This window comes from Alterotamlana spongicola, assembly GCF_035818475.1.
Lineage (GTDB): Bacteria > Bacteroidota > Bacteroidia > Flavobacteriales > Flavobacteriaceae > Cognatitamlana.
The window spans coordinates 1,257,673-1,278,717 of sequence record NZ_JAYMGV010000001.1 but is presented as its reverse complement, the minus strand read 5'-3'; the positions used below and the strand labels follow the sequence as shown (position 1 = coordinate 1,278,717).

General features: G+C 35.3%; 11 protein-coding genes. 3 read left to right on the top strand and 8 right to left on the bottom strand.

The window, feature by feature from the left end:
* Window position 1: 1 nt before the first annotated feature.
* The 8 genes from ileS to panC form a co-directional block, all read right to left on the bottom strand.
* Window positions 2-3,406, bottom strand: coding sequence for an isoleucine--tRNA ligase (gene ileS, locus VOI54_RS05610; protein WP_326281738.1), 3,405 nt, complete (start codon window positions 3,404-3,406; stop codon window positions 2-4).
* Between the two features lie 121 nt (window positions 3,407-3,527).
* The gene (locus VOI54_RS05605; protein ID WP_326281737.1) at window positions 3,528-7,160 is read right to left on the bottom strand and encodes a DUF8693 domain-containing protein; all 3,633 of its coding nucleotides are present in this window, start codon (window positions 7,158-7,160) and stop codon (window positions 3,528-3,530) included.
* Window positions 7,161-7,331: 171 nt separating this feature from the next.
* Complete coding sequence (locus tag VOI54_RS05600; RefSeq protein WP_326281736.1) at window positions 7,332-11,264, bottom strand: DUF8693 domain-containing protein; 3,933 nt, start codon at window positions 11,262-11,264, stop codon at window positions 7,332-7,334.
* A 288-nt stretch (window positions 11,265-11,552) separates the two neighbouring features.
* Window positions 11,553-12,911, bottom strand: coding sequence for a DNA repair protein RadA (radA, locus tag VOI54_RS05595; protein WP_326281735.1), 1,359 nt, complete (start codon window positions 12,909-12,911; stop codon window positions 11,553-11,555).
* A complete protein-coding gene (locus VOI54_RS05590; RefSeq protein ID WP_326281734.1) occupies window positions 12,911-14,059 on the bottom strand; it encodes an alpha/beta hydrolase in 1,149 nt (382 codons plus the stop codon). Before VOI54_RS05590 ends, radA begins: the two co-directional genes overlap by 1 nt.
* A gap of 104 nt (window positions 14,060-14,163) precedes the next feature.
* Entirely contained in the window at window positions 14,164-15,123 is a 960-nt protein-coding gene (locus VOI54_RS05585; RefSeq protein ID WP_326281733.1) for a lysylphosphatidylglycerol synthase transmembrane domain-containing protein, read from the bottom strand.
* A 4-nt stretch (window positions 15,124-15,127) separates the two neighbouring features.
* Complete coding sequence (gene panD, locus VOI54_RS05580) at window positions 15,128-15,478, bottom strand: aspartate 1-decarboxylase (RefSeq protein WP_326281732.1); 351 nt, start codon at window positions 15,476-15,478, stop codon at window positions 15,128-15,130.
* 13 nt (window positions 15,479-15,491) lie between these two features.
* Window positions 15,492-16,343 (bottom strand): pantoate--beta-alanine ligase, encoded by an 852-nt coding sequence (gene panC / locus VOI54_RS05575; protein ID WP_326281731.1) that lies wholly within the window; start codon window positions 16,341-16,343, stop codon window positions 15,492-15,494.
* A gap of 145 nt (window positions 16,344-16,488) precedes the next feature.
* On the opposite strand from panC, the gene VOI54_RS05570 reads away from it, so the two are divergent.
* From VOI54_RS05570 to glmS, 3 genes are all read left to right on the top strand, one after another.
* Window positions 16,489-17,298, top strand: a complete 810-nt coding sequence (locus VOI54_RS05570) for a glycogen/starch synthase (RefSeq protein ID WP_326281730.1) — start codon at window positions 16,489-16,491, stop codon at window positions 17,296-17,298.
* 21 nt (window positions 17,299-17,319) lie between these two features.
* Window positions 17,320-18,990, top strand: a complete 1,671-nt coding sequence (gene bamH / locus VOI54_RS05565; RefSeq protein WP_326281729.1) for a BamH family beta-barrel-assembly machinery protein — start codon at window positions 17,320-17,322, stop codon at window positions 18,988-18,990.
* 174 nt (window positions 18,991-19,164) lie between these two features.
* The gene (glmS, locus tag VOI54_RS05560; protein WP_326281728.1) at window positions 19,165-21,018 is read left to right on the top strand and encodes a glutamine--fructose-6-phosphate transaminase (isomerizing); all 1,854 of its coding nucleotides are present in this window, start codon (window positions 19,165-19,167) and stop codon (window positions 21,016-21,018) included.
* The last annotated feature ends 27 nt before the right edge of the window (window positions 21,019-21,045 follow it).

Sequence of the window (21,045 nt, the reverse complement as noted above, 5' to 3'; positions counted from 1 at the left end):
ACTAATGTTTTTGGATAAATAATTTGGTATTTACATCATCAAAAGCAATTTCTATACCATCTTCTAATTTATCTATTATTTCAAGTTCATTTGTTAACGTTTCTGATTTTATATAGGTCATATTCGCATCAACTGCATTTACAACCTGTTCATCTTTTTGAAGCCTTACGTCAATTTTATCAGTGACTTCAAAACCTGAATCTTTGCGTAAATTCTGAATTCTGTTTATTAACTCTCTGGCTATACCTTCTTTACGCAATTCATCTGTAATGGTAACGTCTAAAGCTACCGTTATAGTGCCTTCATTAGCCACTAACCACCCTTCAATATCTTGTGAGGTGATTTCTACATCTGTCCGCTCTAAAGTAATATTTTTTCCGTTTACTTCAACGTCTAAAATACCATTTTGTTCCATATTTTTAATATCCTCAGAAGTAAAGTTATTAACTACCTGAGCTACAGCCTTCATGTCTTTTCCAAAGCGAGGTCCGAGTACTTTAAAGTTTGGTTTTATTTGCTTAACCAAAATCTCTGAAGCATCTTCTAAAACTTCAATCTCTTTGACATTAACTTCAGATTTTATAAGGTCTGAAACTGCTAAAATCTCATTTTTTTGCGACTCGCTGTTTATAGGAATCATTATTTTTTGTAAGGGTTGTCTTACTTTTATTTTTTCCTTTGCTCTTAATGACAATACTAATGATGATATGATTTGAGCACTTTCCATCTTATTTTCCAGAGACTTATCAACATATGATTTGTCAAAAACAGGAAAATCTGATAAATGAACGCTCTCAAAAGATTCTTTATGAGTCACTGCATTTAAATCTAAATACAATCTGTCCATAAAGAACGGTGCTACCGGAGCCCCCAATTTTGCAATAGTCAACATACAGGTATACAGGGTTTGATATGCTGAAATCTTATCTTGCTGATAATCCCCTTTCCAGTAACGCCTTCTGCTTAATCTCACAAACCAGTTACTTAAATAATCCTGAGTAAAATCAGAAATTGCCCTTGTGGCTTTTGTAGGCTCATAATCGGCATAATATGTATCTACCTTTTTAATTAAGGTATGTAATTCTGAAAGTATCCAGCGGTCAATTTCCGGTCTTTCCTCAAGAGGGATATCGGCTTCGCTATAATTAAAATTATCCAGATTGGCATACAGCTGAAAGAATGAATAGGTATTATAAAGTGTTCCAAAGAACTTACGTTTTACTTCCTCTACCCCATCTATATCAAACTTTAGGTTATCCCATGGATTTGCATTTGAAATCATGTACCAACGTGTAGCATCTGCTCCATAATTCCCTAAAGTTTCAAAAGGATCTACAGCATTTCCTAGACGCTTTGACATTTTTTGTCCGTTCTTATCCAGCACCAGTCCGTTTGACACTACATTTCTATAAGCTACAGAATCAAAAACCATGGTCCCAATAGCATGAAGCGTATAAAACCACCCACGGGTTTGATCTACACCTTCTGCAATAAAATCTGCCGGATAGGATTTGTTATCATCTATCAACGCTTTATTTTCAAACGGATAATGCCATTGTGCATAAGGCATAGAACCGGAATCAAACCAAACATCAATCAAATCACTTTCGCGGAACATTTTTTGCCCTGTTGGAGATACTAATACAATCTCATCAACTATATTTTTATGTAAATCCAGTTTAGCATAGTTTTCATCAGAATTGTTGCCCACTTCAAAATCTGCAAAAATATCCTGAGCTAAAACCCCGGCTTCAACAGCCTTTTGCATTTCATTTTTTAACTCTTCAACTGAGCCTATACAAACCTCTTCTTTACCATCTTCTGTTCTCCAAATTGGCAAAGGAATACCCCAATACCTGGAGCGAGACAGGTTCCAATCGTTAGCATTGGCCAGCCAATTACCAAAACGGCCGGTTCCCGTTGCTTTTGGTTTCCAATTAATGGTTTCATTAAGTTCAAACATTCTATCCTTAACGTCTGTAACTTTTATAAACCAGGAATCTAACGGGTAATATAAAATGGGCTTATCTGTACGCCAGCAGTTGGGATAACTGTGCTTATACTTTTCTACCTTAAAGGCTTTATTTTCTTCCTTTAGTTTTATGGCTAACTCTACATCTACAGAACGGTCCGGCGCCTCACCATCGTCATAATATTCATTCTTTACATATTTGCCTGCAAATTCTTCCATTTCCGGCCTGAATCTACCTTGTAAATCTACAAGCGGTACTAAATTTCCATACGCATCTTTTACCAACATTGGCGGCACCTCTGGTGTTGCCTGTTTTGCTACTAAAGCATCATCTGCTCCAAACGTTGGAGCTGTATGTACTATACCTGTTCCATCTTCTGTGGTTACAAAATCTCCCGAAATTACTCTAAATGCATGTTCCGGATTATCATTTGGTAACGCATATTGTAATAGTTGTTCGTATTTTATGCCAACTAAATCTTTCCCCACAAACGTTTTTATAACATAAAAAGGGATCTTTTTATCTCCTGCTTTATAAGAGGCTAATTCTGACTGGTCTTCAACCTGATTGAATTTCCCTGAAAACTGGTAGCTTACTAATTGTTTAGCCAGGATCACTTTAACAGGCTTAAAAGTATATTGATTAAATGTTTCAACCAATACATAATCTATTTTTGGCCCAACGGTTAAAGCCGTATTACTGGGTAAGGTCCAGGGTGTTGTGGTCCATGCTAAAAAGTGAATAGCTCCTTCACTTTGTAAAAAGTCGGGAAGGGTCCCCTCAACAGCTTTAAACTGAGCAACCACTGTTGTATCTGTAACATCCTGATAGGTTCCCGGTTGATTTAATTCATGTGAACTTAATCCGGTTCCTGCTTTTGGTGAATAGGGCTGAATGGTATACCCTTTATATAATAAACGCTTATTGTAAATCTGTTTTAGCAACCACCAAACACTTTCCATATACTTGGGTTCATAGGTAATATACGGATCATCCATATCTACCCAATACCCCATTTTTTGAGTAAGGTCATTCCAAACATCGGTATAACGCATCACGGCCTTTCTACAAGCAGCATTATAGTCTTCAACAGAAATAGTTTTACCAATATCTTCTTTGGTAATCCCCAGTTCTTTTTCTACACCCAGTTCTATTGGTAAACCATGAGTATCCCAGCCCGCCTTACGCTTTACCTGATACCCTTTCATGGTTTTATAACGTGGAAAAATATCTTTTATAGCCCGTGCTAACACATGATGCACCCCGGGAAGTCCGTTTGCTGACGGGGGCCCTTCAAAAAACACAAATGGTTTGCCATCTTCTCTTGTTGAAACACTTTTTTCAAAAATGTTGTTTTCCTGCCAGTATTGCAAGATTTCTGATGCTACATTTGGTAAGTCAAGTCCTTTATATTCAGGAAATTTAGTACTCATTTACTCTTAATTCTTATAAGTTTGCGAATTTAAGGAATTATCCTTAAAATGGTTAATATTAAAGACGAAAAAAGACTGTTTACAAACAGTCTTTTTTCGTCTTTAATATTTGCTTATATAATTAGTTCACAATTATCTTTTTTGTCAGCACTTCATTAGCCTCCGTTCTTAACTGTATAATATATGCCCCGGTTGATAAATTATGGAATTGCATACCTTCTTCTAAAGTTTCTGTTGGAACGTCAGACATCTCCAAGGCTACCTGCCCGCGCATATTTACCAACATAAACTTAGTAACTTGGCTCTTTAGTTTTTTTACAAACAACGTATTAATGCTGTTTTTGTAATACATGAAATTTTCTTCAACCTCAGATTCTTCCATACTTAAAGCCTGCTGTTCACTTTGAAAGACAATTTCAAACCTGTTATTAAACTTTCCTTGATCTGAGCTAAATTGATATGCCTTTTCTTTGCTAAGGTCAAAATAGTCTCCTGTGAGATTATCTTTGATGTACACTTTTTGATTAGCACTCAGATGTTCTTTTTCTGTGATTCTCACCTCAAATGTGTTATCACCTGAAGATCTGAAATGTAACGGAATAACTTTGTCTGCTGTTATAGAACCATAAGCTTGTATATTCATATTTTTTCCCTCCAAGCCTAAATTTAAATCATTATTGTTGGATTCTGTAGACTCCGCATCATAGCCATAGTCAAACTCATCTGTTGTATAATCACTAAAACCTAATAATAGTTCTCTTCTAGTATCAGGCCCGGATATTGAGTTAAATTCTAAACGAATCTTTTGCATCACAGCTTCATGGTCTCCCTGAGTTGACGGCTTTCCTTTTGATTTAGAACCAGATTTAAAAAATACTGATCCATTATCATAAGTCTCATCGGCATCAGTCTCTTTAATAAAAACACGTTGACCATTATTAAACTTTACTTGTCCGTCTGCCACCACTTCTACAAAAAAGCCTTGCCCTACAGGCAGATATTTTGTAGGGGTTTTTGTCCCGTCCTGTTCTCCGTTATGTGCTCCATAAAATCCTACAAACTGATAGGCTCTACAAGACCCTGTTTTATTTACCTGAGCATAACCGCCATTGTATTCATTAAGATAATGGGAATCTCCACTCCATTGCTGCCAAAGATTTAATGTTCCCTCAATCACCCCTGAATTATCATCAATAAACTCATGAACATCAAGAGCAGAAGGATATGGGTTCCCTAAAAGACACTTTGTTTTTGACACATTATCTACCGAGCCTGGCCCTCCTACATCTTTTACATCAATTAAAACAGTTCCGTTATTAGGCTTTCCTTCAAAAATATACTGTTGTTCCAAACCGGAAACCCCGGTTCCTTTTTGCGTATAGGCCACTCCGGGTTTTAATTCAGTAGTGGTTAATATCCGGTTCCAATCCCAATAGGTCAATGCATTAAAAAAAGTAAATAACCAAAAGGTACTTATGCTACCGTTACCTGTATAATCTGAGGTGAACTGACAGGACAACCCTGCTCCATCCTTTATCATACCTACATAATAAGAGGTATTATTAGTGTTATTGGATGTGGTATTGTTATCTATTAATACTGTTGCTCCTGTTACTCCTATTGGTGATGACCAATAATTATATCTATAAGCATTTGCCTGCCCTTCCTGTCGTCTTCGTAACTTACCGTCTGCTGAGGTAACCAGATCACTATTAACAGTTTGTACCAATTGCGAGTCGTCTTCAAGGTCTAAAGTTCCATTGAGTTCTATATACCAACTGTTCTCCACCAAATTATCTCCCTGAACTGTTAGTGTTTTAGTATCCTCTATTAACAACCCAAGGGTTTTAATCTCATGAGAAGCTGTTACGTTATTCATTATCTTTACAATACTCCAGTCTTTATTATTGGCAGTATCTTCTATATCCCATACCTGACCCCGTTTCCAAGTTGCTTCTTCTGTCCAAAGGCCATTACTAACAGTTTCATAAGGCATCGGTGCTGTTTGCTCTTGCAACGACGTTATATTATGTAATTTGGTTACCCGGTTATTTAAAGAATAATCTGTAGTCCTGTCATACGAAATAATATCAGCCATCGGATAATATGCCATCAAACTTGACCAGGGAATAGTGTTGTTAGTAGCTATATCTACTATATTTTTATCAATAACACTTCCTTTTATAACACCGCTATTATTTTGAATCTCCTGATACACCATTCTTTGTATCTGATCATCGGTAAGTACCGTATCAAACACTCTTACCTCATCAATATCTCCTTTATAATATTCTCTATTTGCAACGTTCTTTGTTGTTCTTCCTATCTCAAAATTACCATTGGTAGCTGCCGTATTTTCAATATTTGTGCCGGTAACACCGGTATCATGGGTTTCTACAAGCTCCCCATCTACGTAAAGCTTCATTATTCCTGTAGTACCTGAAAAACTTCCTGCAATATGATGCCACTCATTATAATTTATAGCAGAACAAGCACATTGCCCCACAGTTTGCTCACTGTTACCAACCGTTTTTATGGTGAATGATGGCCTGTTTCCATTCTGCAACCATAATTTACATCCCGTATCTTCTCCTCCAATAGTTATATTGGTATTGTTTCCCGAATCTGACTTTACCCAAGCCATGAATGTAACATTACTGGAACCATTAATAAATTCAGGTGTTGAAACATAATCATCAACACCATCAAAATCAAGCTTCGATGAAAATAAAACAGGGTTTATTATAATATTAGCTCCACAATCGGCCAAAATAAGCTCTTCAGTTGGTGGGATTGTAACATCAAGAAGCACATCAATATCCTCTGTACATGAAGCACAACTGGTGTCAAAACCACCGCCATCATCTTCATCATAATACATATGTCCCGTTATTGAAGCTCCACTTGTAAGTGAAGCATTGCTTCTAACAATAAGTAAGGAGTTCTCATCATCTCCAATGAGATCATCATTACTCAAACTAATATTTTCCAGTAGCATGGTACCATTATTGTAAAATTTAGCAGTACCAAAAGACAAATCTCCTTTTAAAACAAAAAGGCCATTATTAGTATAATCGGCATTCAATGACATATCAGTATGAATTAATAATGAACAGTCATTGATTAATGCACTTGACCCACCCGAAGACAAGGAACCAAAAACTTCTAAAACACCACAGTTTGAATAATCACTGGAAATACCGGCATCACCCTGGACAGTTGTTCTACTATCATAGAATGAAACATATGTTGCCGAACCTCCTACGTTTAATTCATCACCAATATTAAACATACCTTTATTATAAACTATTGATGACCCTGAAGGGTTAAAAGTTCCAGGAACAGAGATGGAACCTGTTTCATAAATGTAGACAGAAGCATTCTGAAAGCTTGGATTTACAGGGAAATCGAGATTCCCTTCTATAAATAATGTAGCTCCGTTAATACTTGCCAATGCTCCTGAATATGTAACACCTGAAGCGATATAGAGCGTCCCTTTAAACCCTGATGATGCAATCAAATCTGAGTTATCTGCCAGTATACATACGGAATCGGAGCCGTTAACAGTAGTTGGCGGTGCTATTGGATTTCCTAAACTATCAACCCAACCGGTTGCGTTATAAGTATAGGTGCATGTTGATGGTAAGCTTGGAGGGTTCCATGTATACGTACCACAGGTTTGCGCGCTTAAGTCTCTAAAAAAACCGCATAAAAATACCGGAATTAGTAGTTTTAATAATAGTTTTGTTTTCATAGTTAACAGCTTTGGCAAATTATAATCAAACAGTTAAGCCAGCTCATTGGTTAAAACAAAACACTTACTTCTCTTTCAACGACTATGGTTTTTATAAAAGCAATTTTAACAAATAAAAATGCGCTTTATCTTTATCCAGAAAACCCATAAGTTGATTTTTGTTTTTTTAACCTAATTCACTATTATCTTTTTAGTCAATACTTCATTGGCTTCAGTTCTTAACTGTACAACATACGCTCCAGTTGATAGATTATGGAATTGCATCCCATTTTCTAAAGCATCTATTGGAACGTTGGGCATTTCTAAAGCTATTTGTCCTCTCATGTTTACTAAAGACAGCTTAGTTACCTGACTGGTCAATTTCTTCACATATAAGGTGTTTGTTTTATTTTGATAGTACAAGTAATTTTTGTCAACTAAGGCCTCTTCAGTACTTAAGGACTGTTGTTCATTTTGGAACACCAGTTCTAACCTTGTATTGAATTTTCCTTGTTCTGAGGAAAAACTATAGGCTGCATCTTCTTCGGTTAAATCAAAATAGTCACCTGTTAAATTATCTTTGATATAGATTTTTTGATCTGCATCAATTCCGTCTAATTCCGTGATCTTTATTTCAAACGAATTATCTCCTGATGACTTAAAGTTTAGTGGAATTACTTTGTCCTCTGTAATTGGACTATAGGCTTGAATATTCATGTTCTTACCTTCAAAATTTAGGTTCAAATCATTATTATTGGACTCTGTACACTCGGCATCATAACCATAATCAAAATCATCAGACGTATAATCACTAAACCCTAATAACAGCTCTCTTCTTGTTTCCGGCCCGGACACAGCATTAAATTCTAATCTGATCCTTCGCATAGTAGCTTTTGAATTACTTTCTTTTGAGGTAGTAGTCTTTGCTGTATTTTTCTTTGACTTGGTATTACCTGCTTTAAAAAATGCTGAGCCATTATTATAGGTGCCATCAGCATCGGCTTCTTTTATGAACACACGCTGACTATTATTAAACTCTACTTGCCCGTCAGCCACTATTTCAGTAATAAAGCCTTGCCCTACAGGCAAGTACTTTGTCGGGGTTTTTGTACCATCTTGAGAACCATTATGGCCACCATAAAATCCAACAAACTGATAGGCTCTACAAGACCCTGTTTTATTTACCTGGGCATAACCACCATTGTATTCACTAAGATTGTGTGAGTTTCCAGCCCACTGTTGCCAAAGGTTTAATGTACCTTCTATCACCCCTGAATTATCATCAATAAATTTATGAATATCAAGAGCCGAAGGATACGGGTTCCCTAAAAGACATTTTGTTTTAGATACACTTTCTACTGACCCCGGGCCTCCTACATCTTTTACATCAATTAAAATAGTTCCGTTATTAGGTTTTCCTTCAAAAATATATTGTTGTTCTGAACTGGCAACCCCGGTTCCTTTTTGCGTATAAGCTATTCCGGGAGCTAATGCTGAAGAAGTTGGTATTCTTTTCCAATCCCAATAGGTCAATGCATTAAAGAACTTAAATAACCAAAATGTACTTATACTACCACTACCTGTATAACCTGAGGTAAATTGACAGGTAAGTCCCGATTCATCTTTAATCATACCCACATTAAAAGCGGTATTATTAGCATTGTTGGTAGCCGCATTATTATCGATTAGACTTGTTACTCCTGTAACTCCTACCGGTGATGCCCAATAATTATATCTAAAGGCATTTGACTGGCCTTCCTGTCTTCTTAATATTTTGCCGTTTGCAGAGGTTACTAAATCACTGGTTGTAGTTTGAATTAATTGAGAGTCATCCTCAAGATCCAAAGTTCCATTGAGCCCTAAATACCAACTGTTCTCAACTAAATTATCTCCCTGAACGGTTAGGGTTTGTCCTGAATCTATAACTAGACCTGACGCTGTCACTGTATCAGATACCGTAACATCACTTGATATTTTTATTACACACCAATCTTTATTATTTGCAATATCCTCTATATCCCAAACATCACCATGTTGCCATGTAGACGCTGATGTCCAGTTGCCTCCATTTGATGCCACATAAGGCATTGGAGCCGTTTGATCCTGAATAGTTGTTATATAGTTAATGTTTAGTTCATTATCATAACTTGAATAATCTGAAGTTTTACCTGTTACAATATTGGTCATAGGGTAGTAAGCTATTAAGTTAGCCCAAGACACATTAGCACTTGTTGTTATATCTTTAATATCCTTAGGCACAATAGCTCCTATGGTATTTCCGGAATTATCTTCTATCTCCTGATAGACCATTTGTTGTATTTGATCTTCTGTTAAAGCCACATCAAATACACGAACCTCATCTATATCACCTTTAAAATATTCTTTATTGGATACGTCACTTGACAATCTTCCAACTTCAAAATTACCATTGGAATCTTCTGTGTTTTCTATTACAGCACCAGAAGCACCTACACTGGTAGAACTGATAAATTCGCCATCAACATATAGAGACATATCTCCGGTTACACTAGAGTACACACCAGTAATATGATGCCACTCATCATAATTTATGGCTGTACAGGTACATCCTAAACTAGCTTCAGAGTTTCCTGCCGTTTTTACTGTAAACATAGGTTTATTTCCATTTTGTAACCATAGCCTGCAACCTGTATCCTCACCTGCAATGGTCATATCTGTTGAATTACCTGAATCCGTTTTTATCCAGGCCATAATGGTTACATTGCCCAACCCGTCTATAAATGAAGTTCCTGATAAATAATCATCTACACCATCAAAATCTATGGACGCTATTGGCGGTGGGTTTACATTAAATAAATCGCGATAATCCAAGTCGCCTCCTGAGAACAAATCACTATCACCGTCCGGTAGAATTGATAAATCTGTTGGATCTTCAATATCTTCATTAACATCTAAAAAAGCATCCATAACCCCATTGGTTTCAAACGCATTATTTAATCCATCCCCATCTACATCAGCTGCGGTATACGTATCTGCCATACCATTTTCCTGTATATCAGCATAGCCATCATTATCTGAATCCTCATCCAGATAATCTTTTAAGCCATCACCATCGGTATCTTCAACATTATTCAAATCTGTTCCTCCCATAGCAGACTCATAAACGTCATCTAGGCCATTGTTGTTAGCGTCTGTTATGCTTCCTCCTGTTGCATTGCTTGGAGGGATATATCCAATAGTGGGTTGCGCTTCAACATTATCAGGGATACCGTCATTATCACTATCAATATCAAGTGTATCTGCTATTGAATCGTCATCCAAATCACATTTAGAACTTACTCCAAAATTTGTTAACCTTATCCAGGTATTAGTAGTTGTTCCTGTAGCACCATATAACAAATCAACATGTGAAAACTGATCAAACTCCATATATAAATAAAAGTCCGGGTCATCACCATGTGTCCCACCGTCATCCGGCTCATAAACCCAATCATCATTAGGAGCTACGGTTTTAGGGTCCAATCTGTATAGGGTATAGCCTACTGGATCCGGACCATTAACAAAACCTGCCTGCTCCAGGTTAGTGGTAGCACTTAAATAGGGAGTTATCGTTGATGTTACTGTTGAGGAATTAAATCCCGAAATTTCTGTAAAGTCTCTATAATTAGAAGTATCTATATCCCTGGATTCCAGTATGATATCATATAAAATTGCAGGCGTTCCGACCGGATTTGCAGGTGTTGCACTACCGGCTTCAACCAAATCAAATGAATAGGTAACATAATCATCATTACTGGAATTAAAAGTACTTACGCGTAATTCATTATTACAATCTACGGTATACGAACCGTTTATGCTAATAATGGTTAAAACAATGTCATAATACTCATTTTGATATAGCAGAGCATTTGAATATATTACTTTTTCACCTTCCCCTACATCACTTAAATCTGTAGCAGTCAGCAATGATGCATTATTAAAATTAATGGCTGCAGAACATTCGTAAGAGTCAATAATACCATCATTATCATCATCTATATCAGTAGAATCCGGCACACCATCTCCATCAGAATCTTGAGCGTATGTCATATTTGACAATAAAAACACAGCTAAAAACAGGGTTTTAAATAAAAGTGATTTTTTCATAAGATAAATTTTAATAGCTAAGGGGTCTATTTTTATACTATGAATAATACACTCTAATACAATGGACTGTAAAAACTTGAGGGAAGTTTGCTACAAAAAGAAATCAATTTTTGTGATTCTCAATTAATTAACAAGGCAATATTAGCACATCAAAATGAAAGTTCCTAGAAAAAAAGCTGTTTTTTTCCGATTAAAAGCAAAAAAATTCGATAAAAAGCCTATTTGATTGATTTTTTTACTCAAATTTTCTGACAAAAATAATCTAAGAAAGTTTTTTTGTACGCTCTCTTAAACAATAAAACCAACCAGATCTTCAATTTTTGAGATCAACTGGATCTTAATTGATGTATTTTTAAGTGAAATTTTATTGTATTTAGACACAAAAATGGTTGAAAATCCCAATTTTTCGGCTTCAATAATACGTTGCTCGACACGTTGAATAGGTCGGATTTCACCCGAAAGCCCTACCTCTGCAGCAAAACAAAAATCTTTTTGTAAAGACACATCTTCATTTGATGATAAAATGGAGGCTACAACTGCCAGGTCTATTGCCGGATCATCTACAGTAATCCCCCCTGTTATATTTAAAAAAACATCTTTTGCTCCTAATCTAAAGCCTGCCCTTTTTTCTAAAACAGCAAGGAGCATATTCAAGCGTTTGGCATTAAACCCTGTAGCACTTCGTTGTGGTGTTCCATAAACTGCAGTGCTAACTAAGGCCTGGACTTCAATCATTAACGGACGCATCCCTTCTAAAGTTGCAGCGATGGCATTTCCTGACAATTCTTCATCTTTTTTAGAGATCAGGATTTCTGAAGGATTGGAAACTTCACGTAAACCGGAGCCCTGCATTTCATAAATTCCCAACTCATTGGTAGATCCAAAACGGTTTTTATGCGCTCTTAATATTCTAAATACATGATTACGGTCGCCTTCAAACTGCAAGACCGTATCAACCATATGCTCTAAAATTTTAGGTCCTGCAATATGTCCGTCTTTTGTAATATGCCCTATCAACAATACCGGGGTTGCCGTTTCTTTAGCAAACTTAATAAGCTCTGTAGTACATTCTTTTATTTGCGAAATGCTTCCGGAAGAAGATTCAATATAATCACTATGCAGGGTTTGAATGGAGTCAATAATAACAACATCTGGCTCTAAAACCTCTATTTGTTTAAATATATTTTGAGTTTTTGTTTCGGTTAAAATATAACAATTGCTCTTTTTTGAACTAATCCGTTCAGCGCGCATTTTTATTTGCTTCTGACTTTCTTCGCCTGAAACATACAGCGTTCTATACGGAAGCTTCAATGAAATTTGAAGTAATAATGTGCTCTTTCCAATTCCGGGCTCACCCCCTAAAAGCGTTAAGGATCCAGGTACAATACCTCCCCCTAAAACTCTATTTAATTCAGAATCATGCGTATCTAAACGTGGTTCTTTAGAGGTGTCAATCTCATTAACTAATAGTGGTGTTGCTGCTCTTTTTACAGTTGATGATGGCGTTTTCCAATCACTCTTTTCAGGTTTTTGAACAAGCTCTTCAACAATAGTATTCCAGGCTTTACAAGCATTACATTGTCCTTGCCACTTAGCATATTGATTTCCGCAGTTCTGACAAAAAAACGTTGTCTTTAGCTTTGCCATTAATACCCAAAATCTTGTTTAATTAAATCGGCACGGTCAAGAACTTCATCTTTTGTAATACCTGCAATTTCATTTAAAGTATAAGCTGTTTGGTAGGTACGCATAGCTCTTTTAGGTTCTCCGGTTTCTTCATAAAAGCGTCCTAAATAATAGCCCCCTAACAACGTATCCGGATAGGCTTTTCTAGCCATTTTACCTAGCGCTTCATAATACTCATAGGTTTCGCTTTTTTCTATAGCAGCAGAAATAGCTTTAAAATCATTAATTAAAATCTGTTTTTCAATTCCAAACAAATCGCTTATAGCCTGATATTTTTCCTGAAGGTATACTACCGGTGATATCTCTAATTCTAAAATAGTTTCCTTGTATTCTTTCTTTGAAATAGGTTGAAAAACTTGAAATATCCCTTCAATGGCACTCGGGATAGCATGTGCAGGCACCGAATAATGAGAAGGCCCATCAAAACTATCAAAATCATAAACCAGATTTTCGTTTTCAATAGCAGAAATATCAGTATTCAGGGCTTTTGTCATTCCTATTAATGATTTGTTGTCACTGGTTGTATTTGCTAAATAATAAAATATTTTAGATTGGGCTTTACCAAGCACTTCCGGAACATAATCAATCATACCGGGCGCTAATTCAGGGCTAATAACTATATAACTTTGAAATAATGGGTTTGGCTTTAATAAATAATAATTAATAAAATTGGCTGTTTCGCCATGTCCCACTGCAACCCGGAAACTTCCCGCTCTATAAGTCTTCTCTATATACGGAACCAACTCCATGCCTATAAACTCAAAGAAATTAGCGCCGGCTTCTATTGGTAGAGAATTTTGCTCTGAATACATACAGTCATCATACCTTTTATCCAATTGATTCACTCCTACAACAATGGCTTCCGGCATGTCCTCCCAATAAGAATAGTAATCTACATTACCAGCAACAGCTTCAAACATATAATCGCCATCCAGAACAATAAATAAGGGATACGTTTTATCTTCATTTTTTTCATAACCTCTTGGTAATTGTATTTTAATTTGGCGCTCTTCACCTAATTTTGCAGATTGAATGCTTTTATATGTAATCTGAGCTGTACTAAAATGTATGGCTATTACCAGAAATAAAACAGAAAATAAAGACTTCATATCAGACAAGTGTTTTATGATTTGATAATGGCAAGGTAATAAATAAACGGAGAGATAAAAAGCAAAGTTTTAGCAAGCTACAAACACCTTGGCTACAAAATAATTTACGCCTTTTTTTTCCTATTATAAATTGGCAAATAAATTAATGACAGTCCGCCAAAAATAATAATCATTAGTGTTTGTGATGCCCACATAATCCAGCCAAAAGCAATACTGGGCTCTTCCGGGATTCCAAAAATTGAAAATGCGGCATAAATAGCCAGAGGATAAGATCCAATTCCTCCATTTGTAGCTGCAATGCTAAAACTTGCAGAGATAAAACCTATTAAAATGGCTCCTGCAGAAATGCCTTCAAGCTCATTTATAGAAAACGAGGTGACATAAAACATCAGTACGTACATACCCCAAATAAATAGGGTATGAAAAATAAAGGCCCACTTTTTTTTCATTTTAAAGATACTAAGTGCTCCCTCTATTAAACCATTTATAAAAGACTTAAGTTTTAATGCGAATTTAGATTGGCTTTTTTTTATAAACCTAGTAAAAAGGAATAGTATTAGCCCCATACCAATAATGGCAATTATTATTTTGGTTGGGTTAAATCTTTCCATTAAAAAACCATAGATAAAGTCAAATTGCAAAAAAAGTGTAATCGCAATAATTCCCAGCATAACAAGCATATCTGCTATACGTTCGGCAACTATGGTTCCAAAACCTTTCTCAAAAGGAACATCTTCGTAATTTGTAAGAATTGATGCTCTGGCCACTTCTCCTGCTCTTGGAATGGTGTAATTAATTAAATAGGTTGCAAAAACAGCCATCATACTATTAGCAAATTTCACTTTATAACCCATAGGCTCTAATTGAAATCGCCAACGGTAAGCTCGAGACAAATGACTTAAAAAACCTAAAAACATCCCTAATACAATCCACTTATAATCTGCATGTTTTGCATATACCAGCAACTCGCTAATGGATACCTTAGATAATGAATACCAAACTAAAAAAACTCCCAGTAATAATGGGAGTGTAATTTTGATTATATTTTTTAACTTTTTATCCAAAAGCCTACTTTAATAAGTTTGTAGCTTCATCAGGAAAGACCAATGAAGGTTTAAACACCTTTGCTTCTTCAACACCCATAAAAGCATAAGTAATTAGTATTAATGTATCTCCCACCGAAACTTTTCTGGCAGCAGCTCCATTTAAGGTTATTTCTCCACTATGACGTGGCCCTGGAATACAATAGGTCTCTAATCGTTCGCCATTGTCATTATTTACAATTTGAACTTTTTCACCCTGTATAATGTTAGCAGCGTCCATTAAGTCTTCGTCAATAGTAATACTGCCTATATAATTGAGTTCTGCACCCGTGCATTTAACTCTATGAATCTTAGATTTTACAACTTGAATTTGCATGCGGCAAAGATAATTAATTTAATGCGATATTATCAATCAGTCTAATATCTCCAGCATATACAGCAATAAATGCCCTATATATTTTTTTATTTGATTTTCGCTTTACTGGTTTTAAGGTTTCAACATCTGCAACAAGAAAGTATTCCAACTCCAACAAATCATGTCTAGAAAACTCTTTTTCAACCCATTCCATTACTTTACCAGCACTTTTTGTGCCAAATTGGTCTTTGGCAGATTTTAGTATTTCATAAATAAAAGGAGCTGCTTTTTTGTATTCTGGCTTCAGTCTTGTATTTCGTGAACTCATTGCCAAACCATTTACTTCACGATGTATTTTGCAACCTACTATATTTACTGGGATTTTGTATTTTTCAACAAGTTTTTTAATGATCGCTAATTGTTGAAAATCTTTCTCACCAAAATAAGCTTTATGCGGTTTTATAATGTCAAAAAACCGTTTGACTATGGTACCAACACCGTCAAAATGTCCTACTCTAAATCTACCTTCCATTTCAAACTCTAAGCCATCAAAATCAAACTTTTCTGAAACGGTTTTTCCTCCATACATATCTTCAACGGTAGGCGCATAAACCAAAATACGATCTTGACTTATGGTTTTTAACAACGTAACATCCTGATTTAAAGTTCTGGGATACTTTTTTAAATCATTTTTATTATCAAACTGTGTAGGATTCACAAAAATACTTACAACTGCTTTATCATTTTGAGATAGTGCTTTTTTAACCAATTGTAAATGACCTTCATGCAATGCCCCCATAGTAGGAACCAGCCCAATGGTTTGTTTTTTTGCTTTAAATCCATTAATTGCTACTGCAATTTGATGTTTTTCTGAATAAACTTCCACAATTTAATATAAAATTAACGCGTGCAAACTTAAGATTTTACAGGCAATTTGCATAAATTTTTGTATTTTTGCGTGTTTTTTATTTTCAACAATCAAAAGCAGAACCTTTATAATAAGGTATTTTTAAGTCAACAAAAACTATTATATGAAAGATAAGAGGATATTATATGTATCATCTGAAGTAGTGCCCTATTTACCTGAAACCGAAATTTCTTCCATGTCTTTTGAAGCTCCAAGAATGGTGAATCAACAAGGCGGGCAAATAAGAATCTTTATGCCAAGGTATGGCAATATTAATGAAAGAAGGCATCAGTTACACGAAGTTATAAGATTATCCGGTATAAACTTAGTTATAAATGACTTGGATATGCCCCTTATCATTAAAGTTGCTTCAATTCCTAAAGAACGTATTCAGGTTTATTTTATTGATAATGATGAATATTTCAAAAGAAAAGCAACCTTAACTGATGAGGCCGGGAAATTATTTGATGATAATGACGAGCGTGCTATTTTCTTTGCCAAAGGTGTTATTGAAACTGTTAAAAAGTTAAATTGGGCTCCTGATATTATCCATGTTCACGGATGGCTGGCTTCTTTATTGCCTTTATATCTTAAAGAATATTACAAAGACGAACCTTTATTTAATGAAAGTAAAATTGTAACATCCGTATACAACCAAAGCTTTAATAACACGTTGAATAAAGACATGGTTAATAAAATCAAGTTTGACAATATTGATGAAGGCGCTATTAAATCTTTAGAAGAGCCCTCATACTCAAACTTAATGAAGGTTGCTATTGATTACTCTGATGCATTAATAGTTGGTTCTGAAACTATTCCTGAAGATTTAGACGCTTATTTAAAATCATCAGAAAAACCTATTTTAGAATATAAAAGTAAAGATGAATTTGGTGAAGCTTACACAACATTTTTCAACAATACCGTTTTAAGCTAAACTATTATTCGTTTCAGATATATGAAAAAGACAATTAAAGCCCTTAAATTTCCCGTTGCTTTTCTTCTAATCATTTCATTATGTATTGCTTGTGATAAAGAATTCAACGTCATAGAAAGTGATGTATTGGGAGGAGATAATGCTAACTTTATTACTAAAGACACCATTTTCCCGATCGCTGCTTATAATAAAAAGCTAGACTCCCTACAAGTAAACACTTTAAACACAAGTTTGTTAGGGGTTTATAACGATCCGGCATATGGGCAAACCAAATCCAGTATTATAACCCAAATAACACCTACAGCATTTAATCCTGATTTTGGAGAAGACCCGGTAATTGATGAGGTTATAATAAACATTCCTTATTTTAGTACAATAAACGGAATTGACGATGACGGTAATCCTACCTATAAATTAGATTCTTTATACGGAAATCCTGAATTACCTATTAAATTAACTATCTATCAAAGCAATTATTTTCTAAGAGATTTTGATCCCAATGGAGGTGGAAATACTGTGCAAAACTACTATTCTAATGCCAATAGTAATGAAAATACAGCACTTAACGGTACTAGCGTAATACGTTTTGATGAGCACATAGTAGATGAAATCACACCAATTTATGAAGACATTGATTTCATTCCAAGTAATGACCCTATAGTCATAACTACCGGAGAAGGTGATGATGCTGTTACTACCAGATCTGAACCAGCCTTTAGAGAAGCTCTGGACAATGACTTTTGGAAGACCGCCATATTGGATAAAGAAGGAGACCCCGTTTTAAGCAATGCCAATAATTTTAGAAATTATTTCAGAGGACTTTATTTTAAGGCTGAAAGCATTACAACTGATGGTACCATGATTTTATTGAATTTGGCTGCAACAAATGCTAACATCACTATCACTTACACTAAAGGGCCAACCGATTCAAGAACACAGTCAACTTATACATTTAATTTTGCCGGTAACAGATTAAATACCTTTATTAATAATTACGATGTCACATTAGAAGACGGTGATAAAGATCTGGGTGACGCCACATTGTACTTAAAAGGCACGCAAGGCTCTATGGCTGTAGTAGATTTGTTTAGCGGTATGGTAGATTGTGATGGTGACGGCAACGTGGATACTAGTGCCCTTGATTGTTTTAAAAACACCTACAGGCAACTTGATGAAAACGGAGATCCTATTAAAGATCCAATTACTCAAAGGTTTCTCTTGAAACGCTTAATCAACGAAGCCCATTTAGCCATCTACGAAGATGAGGATATTGAAACCGGTGGAGATCCAGATTATCATAAATATGATCGTATTTACGCCTATGATATTAAAAATAATGCTTCTACAATTGATTATATTATAGATCCAACCGGAAGTACTACATCGCTTATTAATTCAAAAGTTATTAGTCTAGGTCAAAGAAATGACCAAGGAAAATATAAAATACGCCTAACAGAACATTTGAATAATATTTTACAAAGTGATTCTACTAATACTAAAATAGGTTTAGCATTATCCACCAACGTAAATTATACAGATCATGCTGAAATTTTAGAAAGCGGTGATGAGGTTACTGCAGTACCTGCAGCAGCAGTTTTATCTCCCAGAGGGACTATATTATACGGAAGTAATGAAGCTGCTCCAGCAGACAAAAGACTAAAATTAAAAATATTTTTTACCGAGCCTAAGTAAAAACATATTAACTATTTGAATTTAAACACTATAGATAATAATAATAGTTTTTATTTCGTTGGAATATGAATTTCATCGTATAAAACAATAAATTCACATAATAATTGATATTCATTAACATTTATTTTACATATTTGTTCTGAATTTCAAACCCCATTAACCCAATTAAAAACTATGTGTGGAATAGTAGGATATTTAGGCCCAAGAGAAGCTTACCCAATTATTATAGAAGGACTTAAAAGATTAGAATACAGGGGTTATGATAGTGCCGGTATAGCCTTATTTGATGGTACTGATCTCAAAGTATCTAAAACAAAAGGCAAAGTAACTGATTTAGAAGCTTTATCTGAACAAGAAATATCAAAAAACGGTAATGTTGGTATTGGCCACACACGTTGGGCCACGCATGGTGTTCCGAATGATATTAACTCACATCCGCACGTTTCAAACTCAGGAGAGCTGGTAATTATCCATAACGGTATTATTGAAAACTATGAATCCTTAAAACAAGAATTAATCTCCAGAGGATATACCTTTAAATCAGACACTGATACTGAAGTATTGGTTAATTTGATTGAAGACGTTAAAAAGCAAGAGAATGTTAAACTTGGAAAAGCTGTTCAAATTGCTCTAAACCAAGTTATTGGAGCTTATGCTATTGCCGTTTTTGATAAAAACAAACCAGAAGAAGTTGTGGTTGCCCGCCTGGGAAGTCCATTAGCCATTGGGATTGGTGAAAATGAAGATGAATTTTTCATAGCCAGTGACGCTTCTCCCTTTTTAGAATATACAAGAGATGCCGTTTACTTAGAAGATGAAGAAATGGCTATTATCAGATTTCATAAGGGGATAAAAATTAGAAAAATAAAAGATGATTCTTTAGTAGATACTTATGTTCAGAAACTTCAAATTAATTTAGAGCAAATTGAAAAAGGAGGCTATGATCATTTCATGCTTAAAGAAATTCATGAGCAGCCAAAAGCCATTACAGATACATATAGAGGTAGGTTGCTGAGAAATGAAGCTATCATCAAAATGGCCGGTGTTGAAGACAACATGAAAAAATTCCTCAATGCCAATCGTATTATTATTGTTGCCTGCGGAACATCATGGCATGCCGGATTGGTTGCTGAGTATATTTTTGAGGACTTAACAAGAATTCCGGTAGAAGTGGAATATGCCTCAGAGTTTAGATACCGAAATCCAGTAATTAAAGAAGATGACGTGCTCATTGCTATTTCTCAATCCGGTGAAACAGCAGATACTTTGGCTGCAATAAAGCTTGCCAAATCAAAAGGCGCCTTTGTTTTTGGAGTTTGTAATGTGGTAGGGTCATCAATTGCCAGAGAGTCTGATGCAGGTGCCTATACACATGCCGGACCAGAAATAGGAGTAGCTTCAACAAAAGCGTTCACCACTCAAATAACCGTTTTAACCTTAATTGCCCTTAGGTTGGCCAGAGCTAAAGGCACTATTAGTAGTTCTGATTATAGAACGCATCTCTTAGAATTAGAAATGATTCCTAACAAAGTAGAAAAGGCCTTAGAATCTGATAGCCTTATACAAATCATTTCTGACGTTTATAAAGATGTTAGTAATTTCCTATACCTGGGAAGAGGATATAATTTCCCTGTAGCACTTGAAGGCGCCCTTAAATTAAAAGAAATTTCATATATCCATGCAGAAGGTTACCCGGCTGCTGAAATGAAACACGGGCCTATCGCATTGATTGATGAAAACATGCCTATTGTGGTTATAGCTACCAGAAAAGGACATTATGAAAAAGTGGTTAGTAATATTCAAGAGATTAAATCCAGAAAAGGAAAAATTATTGGTATAGTTACAGAAGGGGATACTCAGGTTAAGGAATTAGCCGATCATGTGATTGAAGTTCCTGAGACTTTAGAATCTTTGTCACCACTTTTAACAACCATACCACTACAACTACTTTCATACCATATTGCTGTAATGTTGGATAAAAATGTGGATCAACCAAGAAATCTTGCAAAATCTGTAACAGTAGAATAGTATACATTTATACAAAATTATATTGAA